Annotated in this window: 9 protein-coding genes; 2 read left to right on the top strand and 7 right to left on the bottom strand. The window is 64.5% G+C overall.

All coding sequences use genetic code 11. From position 1 onward, the window contains the following. Together AIIKEEIJ_RS24265 and AIIKEEIJ_RS24260 are read right to left on the bottom strand one after the other, a co-directional pair. Positions 1-733: mycofactocin-coupled SDR family oxidoreductase (locus AIIKEEIJ_RS24265; protein WP_161996755.1), on the bottom strand; the 733-nt coding region annotated here is incomplete at its 3' end. A gap of 173 nt (positions 734-906) precedes the next feature. Then, positions 907-1,893 carry a GNAT family N-acetyltransferase gene (locus AIIKEEIJ_RS24260; protein ID WP_161996754.1) on the bottom strand — a complete coding sequence of 329 codons (987 nt, stop codon included), beginning with the start codon at positions 1,891-1,893 and terminating at the stop codon, positions 907-909. A gap of 164 nt (positions 1,894-2,057) precedes the next feature. Between AIIKEEIJ_RS24260 and AIIKEEIJ_RS24255 the strand changes: the two genes are divergently transcribed. Continuing rightward, positions 2,058-3,227, top strand: coding sequence for an SRPBCC family protein (locus tag AIIKEEIJ_RS24255; protein WP_161996753.1), 1,170 nt, complete (start codon positions 2,058-2,060; stop codon positions 3,225-3,227). 52 nt (positions 3,228-3,279) lie between these two features. Further along, the gene (locus AIIKEEIJ_RS24250) at positions 3,280-4,431 is read left to right on the top strand and encodes an acyl-CoA dehydrogenase family protein (RefSeq protein WP_161996752.1); all 1,152 of its coding nucleotides are present in this window, start codon (positions 3,280-3,282) and stop codon (positions 4,429-4,431) included. A 52-nt stretch (positions 4,432-4,483) separates the two neighbouring features. Here the strand turns inward: AIIKEEIJ_RS24250 and AIIKEEIJ_RS24245 are convergent, their stop codons facing one another. The 5 genes from AIIKEEIJ_RS24245 to AIIKEEIJ_RS24220 all read right to left on the bottom strand — a co-directional run bounded on the left by AIIKEEIJ_RS24245 (position 4,484) and on the right by AIIKEEIJ_RS24220 (position 10,176). Further along, positions 4,484-5,743 carry a cytochrome P450 gene (locus tag AIIKEEIJ_RS24245; protein WP_161996751.1) on the bottom strand — a complete coding sequence of 420 codons (1,260 nt, stop codon included), beginning with the start codon at positions 5,741-5,743 and terminating at the stop codon, positions 4,484-4,486. Positions 5,744-5,763: 20 nt separating this feature from the next. Continuing rightward, the gene (locus AIIKEEIJ_RS24240) at positions 5,764-6,987 is read right to left on the bottom strand and encodes a cytochrome P450 (protein WP_161996750.1); all 1,224 of its coding nucleotides are present in this window, start codon (positions 6,985-6,987) and stop codon (positions 5,764-5,766) included. A 40-nt stretch (positions 6,988-7,027) separates the two neighbouring features. Further along, a complete protein-coding gene (locus AIIKEEIJ_RS24235) occupies positions 7,028-7,261 on the bottom strand; it encodes a ferredoxin (protein ID WP_006936280.1) in 234 nt (77 codons plus the stop codon). Positions 7,262-7,263: 2 nt separating this feature from the next. Next, positions 7,264-8,145, bottom strand: coding sequence for an SDR family NAD(P)-dependent oxidoreductase (locus AIIKEEIJ_RS24230; protein ID WP_161996749.1), 882 nt, complete (start codon positions 8,143-8,145; stop codon positions 7,264-7,266). Positions 8,146-8,826: 681 nt separating this feature from the next. Beyond that, positions 8,827-10,176 (bottom strand): MFS transporter, encoded by a 1,350-nt coding sequence (locus tag AIIKEEIJ_RS24220; protein WP_161996748.1) that lies wholly within the window; start codon positions 10,174-10,176, stop codon positions 8,827-8,829. Between the last annotated feature and the right edge of the window lie 23 nt (positions 10,177-10,199).

Below are 10,199 nucleotides of genomic sequence, written 5' to 3'. Positions count from 1 at the left end.
TGTCGACGGCCTCGATCAGTTCGACCGGCATCGGGTTCTTGTACGACTCGTCGGCGGCAACCTCGGGATGGGAGTTGACGAACTCGCCGTACTCCGCGTTCGCCACCATCGGCGTGTTCACGCCGGTCGGATGCACCGTGTTCACCCGAATACTGTGCGGGGCAAGCTGTTTCGCGTAGATCCGCATGAGACCGACGACACCGTGCTTGGCGGCGCTGTACCCGACCTGACCGGGGAAGGTGTTCAGCCCGATACTCGTCAGGCCGGCCGCAGAACTCGTGATGATGATCGACCCGCCCTCCCCCCGTTCGACGAGGTGCGGCACCGTCACCTCGAGCACGTGCCATACACCGGTGAGCATGGTGTCGATCGCGTCGTGCCATGCCTGGCGCTGTTCACCGGGGCCGATCACCGGCATGATGCCGGCGTTCGGCAGCACGATGTCGACCTTCCCGAACTGTGCGATGCCCGCGTCGTAGGCCCGCTGGACATCCTCGATGTTGCGGACGTCGCCGATGGACGTGACGATCGAGCCTCCGGCCTCCTTGACCTGCCGCTCGGTCTCAGCGAGGTCGTCGCTGGTCGCCATCGGATAGAAGACCGTGGGGATCTGGCCGCAGATGTCCATCGCGACGACGGAGGCCCCCTCTTCGGCGAGCCGGACGGCGTGCGAGCGTCCCTGGCCTCGCGCCGCACCGGTGATGAAAGCGACCTTGCCTTCGAGTCGACCCATGAGTGTTCTCCCTCGGATTGCACGCCCCGACTCCGGGCGGGCAAGCGCCCGTGCGTGGAACGTAGTGAAGTTGGGACCTCTACCTGAGTGTGAGGCGCACCACAGACGGTAGTTGCCTAAGCCCTTTAGGTCAACGTCGGACAAGATTCGTCACTCGTCTCACCCGGGCGGACTCAGAAGCTGGGCGCCTCGGCCCACTCGCCGACCTGGTAGCAGGTGTGTTCGTCCTCCTGCTCGAATGCCGTCAACCGGCACATGCGCACCGCCCCCGCGTCGTCCGGGTCGATACGAATCAGGGCGATCTGCGCCCCCGCATCGCGCAGGGCCCCGAGTGCCGCCGTGAGCAGTGCCGTCCCGAGGCCCGCCCCGCGGGCGGTCTTCGTGAGCACGAGCGCCCGGACCGACGCCGCATCCAACTCGAGGTGGGCGGACAGCGCCGGATCGAACCACACGAAACCCACCTCCGCCCCCCGGGAATCGGTTGCGACCAGCACACTGCCGGAACCCAGGCGGATCTCGTCGGTGAGGCGCGCGCGTTGCGCCGGTACGAGCGCCGCCGCGTCCAGCACCTCGTCTATCGCCCGCGACACCGCCGGATCATCGAGCGGACGCGCGTCGCCCACCGTGATGCCCTCGGGCGCCGCGACGGGGTCGAGAGGGATCGCGAACGGGCCGGACAGATGGCGGAACAACGTCCACAGCCTGCTGACCACCCGGATGCCGAACCGTCGTGCGAGACGTTCGGACGCGGGGTGCGTGCTGTACGCCCAGCAGCGCAGAGCCACCGCACCGGTGCGCTCCCAGCCGCCGTCCGCTGTCGTGCCCAGGCCGATCTCCTCGACCAGCATCGTGGCCACACCGCGCGACCGGTAGTCCGGATGGACGACGAACTGCACGGTACCCAGCCCCTCGCCGTCCACCTGCAGGTGCAGGTACGCCACAATCACCAGCGGCGCGTCGTCGCGCGCGCTCAGGTCCTTGCGCGCCTTGATCGGCAGATGGGAGACGCGGACGCCGTCGCGACTCGTCGAGGTCACATCACCGGGGTGGATCCGCGAGAACCCGGCTTCCTCGTCGTACTCGGCGGCCGCGGCGACAAGAGCCAGCACCTCGTCCCGATCGCCGGAATCCAGTTCCGAACACCACTGATACGAGATCATCCTGTTCGCTCCTCATCTGCGGGTCAGTTCTCATAAATCTAATGCCGATCGGTATAGGGCCGCAACGGCCGAAGCGCCACCCGCAACCGGTCCGGGGTTTACACTTAAAACTACTTGAGTTAGATTTAGCGTCATCGATCCGAACCACCGCCTGGAGGGCAGCCATGACAGAGGTCGGAATTCCCCGCGAGGAACGCATTCGCCGCGCTCTCGACCATCTGCGCAACGACACCACCGACGAATTCGAGCACGTCACGTGGTTCGAACCCGTCGAGTTCACCGATCCGGAGATCGCCAAGCTCGAACGCGAGCGTGTCTTCGGCCGGGTTCCGTCGATCATCATCCACGGCTCCGAGATCCCCCGCGCGGGCGATTTCGTCACCCTCCAGTTGCCGCGGAACAATGTCATCGTCGTCCGTCAGCGCGACGGCAGCGTCAAAACCCTCGTGAACCAATGTCGTCACCGCGGCGCGATGGTCGAGAAGGAGGAGAAGGGCCGTTGCCGCCTGTTCTCCTGCCCGTACCATCGCTGGTCCTACGACACCGACGGCGCGCTGCGCACCATCACCCGCGACAACACGTTCGGTGACGCAGACCATTCCGAACGGAACCTCGTGCAACTCCCGACCGAGGAACGTCACGGATTCGTCTGGGTTGTCGACGACGCCGACGCCACCATCGATGTCGCAGACTGGCTCGGCCCCGAGATGGACTCGATCATGGGGTCCTACGGCATGGACAAAATGGTGACTACCCGAGTTCAGCGCTTCGACGAGCCCGTCAACTGGAAGCTGATGCAGGACGCGTTCCTCGACGGCTACCACATCCAGTACGCGCACCCGAACACCGCCGCCAAGCACATCCACACCAACGTCATGGCCTTCGAGGACTTCGGACATCACTGCCGGTTCCTCAATCTCCGCAAGACCATCGACCGGTGGATCGAGGAAGACCCCGGCGATCGCAGCCTCGCCGAGCACGTGACGGAAAGCCACCTGGTGGGTCCCAACAGCACCCTGCTCAAGCAGCCCGACCATTTCCAGCTGCTCACCTTCCGCCCCCACCGGAGCGATCCGCAGCGCTGCCACATGGAGATCCGTCTGATCGCACCGACGCTCGAAGACAGCGGCATGACCGAGGAGCGCTGGAATCGGATCTGGGACAAGAACGTCGAGATCCTGATCGCGGTCCTCCACAACGAGGACTTCCCGATCCTGCGTGGTTCGCAGGTCGCCATGGACAGCGCGAACGCCGGCAACATGCTCCTGGGCCGCAACGAGGTTGCCAACCAGGTCTTCCGCCGCGAGATCCAGAAACTCGTCGGCGAGAACTGACACCGAACACCACAGCGGGGCGCCTGCGGGCGCCCCGCATCAGGAGGATTACATGGAGAGCGATCTCTTCGAACACGACCACGAACTGTTTCGCGACTCCGTGCGGAGCTTCGTCGACAAGCACGTCGTCCCAAATCTCGAGAAGTGGGACGCCGACCGGCTCATCGACCGGGAAACCTGGCTCGCCGCGGGTAAGCAAGGACTGCTGGGCCTGAGCGTCCCTGAGCAGTACGGCGGGCCCGGCGAGCTCGATTACCGCTTTCGCGTCGTGATCCAGTCCGAGATTGCGCGGGTGGGCGCGTCCGCGCTGCAGTCCGGGTTCTCGACCAACGACGACATCGTCCTCAACTACCTGCTCCGCCATGCCACCGATGAGCAGAAGCAGCGGTGGTTGCCCGGATTCGTCACGGGCGAGACGATCGGCGCGATCGCGATGAGCGAACCGGCCGCCGGCAGCGACCTGCGGGGCATCACCACCACCGCAGTGCGCGACGGCGACTATTGGGTCCTCAACGGGTCCAAGACGTTCATCACGAGCGGCATCCTGGCCGACCTCGTCATCGTCTTCGCCAAGACCGACCCCGCAGCCGGTTCGCGAGGGTTCAGCCTCTTCGTGGTCGAAGACGGAACGCCCGGGTTCTCCCGCGGCCGCAAGCTCGACAAGGTCGGTCTGCACGCCCAGGACACGGCCGAGTTGTTCTTCGAGGATGTCCGCGTTCCCAAGGAGAATGTGCTCGGCGAGCTGGGGCAGGGCTTCGGCTACCTCATGCAGAGCCTTCCGCTGGAGCGGCTCGGTATCGGCATCGCCGCGCAGGTGTCCGCCGAGGCCGTCATGAGCTGGACACTCGACTACGTCAAGGAACGCACCGCCTTCGGCAAGCGCATCGGCGAGTTCCAGGGAATGGGCTTCACTCTCGCGGAACTGCAGACGGCGGTGGAGGTCTCACGCAGTTACCTCGATCGCTGCGTCCGGGAACACAACAAGGGCACGCTCACCGCGGTCGACGCGTCCAAGGCGAAGCTGTGGGCCACCGAGTTGCAGGGCCGTGTGATCGACGCCGGTGTGCAGTTCCACGGCGGCTACGGCTACATGATGGAATACCCGGTCGCGAAGGCCTTCATCGACGCCCGCATCCAGCGGATCTATGGTGGCACCAACGAGATCATGAAGGAAATCATCCACCGTGATCTGCTGAAGGCCTGAGCCCCGGCACACGAGGAAGGGGACCCGATCGAATCGGGTCCCCTTCCTCGTGTCAGCTTCGCGATTCCGGTGTGAACGTGAGCGGTAGCCGCACGCACCCACGCACCGACGTGCCGTGCATCAACGGCGGATCACTGTCGACCAGCGCGTAGTCGGGGATTCTCCGATGTATCTCCTCCATCGCCAAGGTGAGCTCGAGGCGGGCGAGGTGAGACCCGAGGCACCGATGCGGCCCTGCGCCGAACGACAGATGCCTGTTCGGGCCACGATCGATCACGAACGCGTCCGGATTGTCGAACTCGGCTTCGTCGCGGTTGGCCGCACACAGCAGGAGCAACAATTGATCGTCGGCCTTGATGTTGACGCCGGCGATCTCGACATCGCGGGTGGCCCGCCGGCCCATGCTGACGGCGGCTTCGATGCGGAGGATCTCCTCGACTGCGTCCGGCACCAGGCTGCTGTCGTCGATGAGCGCCTGCCGTTGCACCGGGTTGTTCGCAAGGTGCACCATGGCCCAACCGAGTGAACCCTGCACCGTGTGCAGTCCGGCAATGAGCAGCAGGAAGAACATGCGGCGCAGTTCCTCGTCAGTGAGGTGCCGCTCGACTCCGTCCATCCGGATCGGGGTATCGATGATCTGCGCGGTGACGCTCTCCGAGTCCTCCTGCCCGGAACGCACCCGATCCACGAATGCACCGAAGTACTCGAACACGTTCGTTGCCGCTTCTGCCCGGGCACGGGCGGATTCCTCCTCGTCGGCTCCCGGAATCCCCTGGAGCGCAATATCCGTCCACTCCGTGAACTGTTCGGCATCGTCGAGAGGCCAGCCCATGAGACTGAGGAAGACACGAGTCGGCAGCGCATGCGCGAACTCGGCAACGAATTCGCACCGGCCGGAGTCCGCGAAGCCGTCGATCAGTTGGTTGATGATCTCGCGGATCCTCGGCTCGAGCGCTTTCATCCGCGCCGGACCGAACAGTGGCTGGAGCGCCTGACGATACTGCGTGTGCTCGGGCGGATCGATCTCGACCGGGATGAACTTGCCCTGGCCGGCATCGACCAGGTTGTTCGGATAGCTGGAGAACGTCTCGGCATCGCGCAGGATGCGGAAGATGTCCGCGTACCGCGTGACGATCCAGTGCCCACCGTGGTGCGGGGAGTAGACGATCGGTCCGCGGGCACGGAGTTCGGCGGCCTTTTCCTGGAAGACATCGACCGGAGCGGCGAGAGCTGGGTCGTACACGTCGAAGTCGACGAGCAGATCCTCGGATACGCTACTGGCAGTCAACGCGTTGCACCCTTCTGAATCCATGGAACCTACCGATCCGACGCTCAGGTCGTCGGTGTGAACCTGATCGGAAGCCGCAAGCAGCCCCGCACCTGCGTTGCGTGCAGGATCGGCGGATCGGATTCGACGAGTTCGTAGTCCGGAATCCGGCGGTGCAATTCCTCGAGCGCGATCGACAGTTCGATGCGGGCCAGATGTGAGCCCAGGCACCGGTGCGGACCGGCACCGAATGTCAGGTGCCGGTTCGGTGACCGGTCGATCACGAACTCGTCGGGATCCTCGAATTCGCTTCCGTCGCGGTTGGCCGAACAGAGCACCAGCAGCAACTGGTCGCCGGCCTTGATCTTCGCCCCGCCGAGTTCGACGTCGCGGGTCGCACGGCGGCCCATACTCACTGCAGCCTCGATCCGCAGGACCTCCTCGACGGCGTTCGGGATCAGCGAGTCGTCCTCGATGAGCGCGGCGCGCTGACGAGGATTGTTCACCAGGTGGATCACGGCCCAGGCCAGCGATCCCTGAACGGTGTGCAGACCTGCGATGAGCAGGAGGAAGAACATGCGGGTCAGCTCTTCGTCGGTGAGCAGTCGCTTGCCGTCCTCGAGGTCGACCTCGGTGCGGATGAGTGCGGAGGTGACATCCTCACTGGGGTTCGCGCGACGCTCGTCGACGATCTTCTGGAAGTAGGCGAACATCTGCTGGGCTGCCTCGGCGCGTGCCTTCGCCGACTCGTCCTCGCTGGCGCCGGGCTTGCCCATCAGGGCGGTGTCGGTGGCCTCGGTGAGTATCGGGGCGTCCTCGAGTGGCCAGTCCATCAACGCGAGGAAGACGCGGGTAGGCAGCTCGTGCGCGAAGTCGGCGATGAACTCCGCCTCACCCTTGCCCGCGAAACTGTCGATCAGTTCGTTGACCACGCCCCGGATCTGCTCGGACAGCGCCTTCATCCGGTTCGGGGAGAACAGCGGCTGCAGGGCCACCCGATATCCGGTGTGCTCCGGCGGGTCGAGCTCGAGCGGCAGAAACTTGCCGTCCCCGGCATTGACGAGGTTGTTCGGGTAACTCGAGAAGGTTTCCGGGTCGCGGAGGACCTCGTGGAGCTCCCTGTACCGGGTGACGATCCAGTGGCCGCCGTGCGCGGTCGAGTAGACGACAGGGCCTTTGGCCGCGAGTTCGGCGACCTTCTCCTGCACGGTGTCCACCGGGTCCGTGAGCGACGGGTCGTAGATGTCGAAGTCGACGACAGGTGTCGACATTTCGTCGGTGATGGTCATGCTGATCGCCCCGTTCGAAGGGTCTGTGTTGCTCGAGAAGTCAGAGTGTTTCGAGGCTCAGGGCTCGTTCGGGGCACATCGCGACGGCCTCCTCGGCCGCCACGATGTGCTCCTCGGTCCTGAGCGTTTCCTGCACGAGCACCGGGTATCCGGCATCGTCGCAGTCGATGATCTCGGGGGCGCGGCCGTAACAGAGGCCGTGCCCGGCGCACGCCGACCGATCCACGACGAGTCGGCGCGTGCCTGACTGCGCTTCCGTGTCGTGGGCAGTCATCGTCATTCCTCGCCGGTGACCATCGGCGGCGGGTTGTTCCCGTCTTCGGGGAACATCATCGCCACACGAGACAAGGTGCCGCCGTCGGTGGTCGGCAGGGTGACACCGGATATGTATGCCGACTCGTCCGACACGAGGAACAACGCAGCCCGCGCATTGTCCTTCAGCGACGGCGGACGATTGAGCTTGAGCGGAATCGGCGAGACACTCGGGTCCCACGGACCGGCGACCTCCTCGTACGACTGCCCCACCACCGGAGTACCGGCCGGCGCCAGGAAGTTCGGCGACATCCCGTGCGTCGGGGCGATCGCATTCACCCGGATCCCGTACTTGCCCAGATCCAGGCTCAGACCGCGAACCATCCCGTTCACACCGGCCTTCGTCGCCGAATACGCTGCGATGCTGTGGTACGCCACGAACGACGCCGCCGACGAGGTTGCCAGGATGACACCGCCACCATTGGCCCGCAACGCCGGCACCGCCGCCTTCGCGGTGTAGAACACGCCGGACAGGTTCACCCCGATGACGTCCTGCCAGTCCGCGTCCGTCAGATCCTGGAACTCGACCTGCTCACCGCCCGCAACGGACGGCACACCACCGCGCGAGACGATCCCGGCATTGGCCCACGCGATGTCGAGCTTGCCGAACGCCGCCACCGTCGCCGCCACCGCATCGACCACCTGCTGCTCGACGCGTACATCGGCGGTGACCGCGATCGCCGAACCACCATGCTGCTCGACCAACTCGACCGTGCCCTTCGCACGCTCCGGATCGATATCGACCACCGCGATCTTCGCGCCCTCCGACGCGAACAACTGCGACGCCTCGCGTCCCAACCCGGACCCGGCACCGGTGATCAGCGCGACCTTACCTTCGAGTTTCATCAAAGCTCCTCAGCTCGAACATGTAACAGAGGGATGGAAGATGCTGGAGGACGGCGACTTCCCTACAGGGTTCGCACCGTCATGTGATTCAGCTTACATACATGAGAAGTGATACGTCAATCGTTCTTTGTAAATCAGCCGAGCCGGATCGACGTGTCGAGGACCCTTGCGCGGGAATCGACTCCTCACCGCATCGATGTCGTTGATGAACAGCCGCTTGACCATTGGCGAAACACTGCCGGTACGCGACACTGCTAGTACGCGATGAAGAGAATCTCATCGCGCGAGTACTCCATTCCGGGATGTGACTCGCTCAGGTGCGACCGGGCCCTTGCAACGAGGTCGTCTTCATCCGTGCCCGTGACCACGGTTCCACACGGGCAGGTCAATCTCGTCTTCATTCTCATAGCGGTCGGCCCTTCTGCGCCATCGGTACGGTCGGTGACACCCCTGTCCGCCCTCGTCGACCGAGAGACTCGGGAGCGCCGGCCGGATGTGGGCGACATCACACCACAATATCTAACGTACGTAGGTTACACAACCGCCGGAGCCCTGATGCCGGTCGCCTGCTGTCGATAGAGCCGCCCAGTGCGACACAGCAGGAACGTCGCGAAGCTCGGGTCGCAGACGAAGGCCCCGTGCGCGCCTCCGTCCCCCAGCCCCCTCACGTTTCGGAATCGATCAGGCAGGCTCCGCGGCCTTTTCGACAGGCGCGTCCGTCCGATGCATGGCATTGGTCCTTCGGGGAACCAACGACACCAGCACTGCGGCAGCCACTCCAGCGAACGCGAAGGCGTAGTAGGCCCAGTCCGCTCCGAGCGCAGAGCTCATGATCATTCCGGTGAGAATGGGCCCGCAGACACCACCCAACCGGCCCAGCCCCACCGCCAGTCCGAGCGCTGTGCCACGCGCGGCGGCCGGGTAGAAGACCCCGACGAATCCGTAAACACCCGTCGTGGAGGACGCACAGAAGCCGATCAGCAGAACCAACCCGAACACGAGTGCCTGTGCCGGCTGCAGGGTCAGGGCGGACACTGCGATCGCTCCCCCGACAAAGCTCACCGAGATCACCGGACGCGATCCCAATCGATCCGCCAGACCGGTGATGACCACCATGCCGAACCCGCTACCGATGTTGAAGGCGAGCAGGAACGTCAACGCGGACCCGAGATCGTAGCCGGAGGCCCTCAGCATCTGAGGAATCCAGGTGTTCATGCCGTACGAGACGAGAAGGCCGAAGAAGGTGATGAGCGGGAACATGATCGTCGCGATCCTGTATCCGGGTGCGAACAGGAGCTTGAGACCCGACTTGGAACCGGCATTCGCGGTTTTCGACTCCTCCAGGGCCAGGCCGGATTCGGCACCGTGATCAACCGAGTAACGCTGCGTCAACGCGCGGGCCTCATCGTGCCGGCTCTTGCTCACGAGGAAAGCGATCGATTCGGGCAGGCTTCGGTATGCGATGACGAACAACACGACCCCAAGGAGGCCACCCACTGCGAACATCGATTCCCAGCCGAAGGCAGGGATCATGAAGATGGCGGCGATGGCGACCACGCACCCGCCGATGGGAAAACCGGTTTGGATGACGCCGTTGTAGAACTGCCGTCGGTCTACCTTGACGTACTCCTGGGTGAGCGCAATCAGGGTGGGGAGGGCTCCGCCGAAGCCGAGGCCGGCAAGCAACCGGAAGAGGCCGAAGGTCTCGAGATTCGGTGCAATGGCACATAACCCGGTGAACAGACTGAAGCTCACAATGCAGGCGAGCACGATCGGTCGCCGGCCGACGAGGTCCGTGAGGTAGCCGGCCAGCATTGCGCCGGCCATCATTCCGAACAGCGACAAGCTGCCGATCAACCCTGCCGAGGCGGTGGTGATCCCCCACTGTTCGATTTCCAGCAATGTCGGAAGCACCGCGCCGAACATGATGAGGTCGACACCATCGAGGATGGTGATGGCCAAGCAGGTGAGGACCACGGATCGGGCACCCGAGACGGCCCTTTCCTTCCCCGGGCCGGAGATCTGCGACATGTTGGTTCCTTCGGGTTGTGGGG

The organism is Rhodococcus sp. YH1 (assembly GCF_009939605.1).
GTDB lineage: Bacteria > Actinomycetota > Actinomycetes > Mycobacteriales > Mycobacteriaceae > Rhodococcus > Rhodococcus aetherivorans.
The sequence above is the reverse complement of the archived record's forward strand: the minus strand, read 5'-3'. Positions and strand labels throughout refer to the sequence as shown.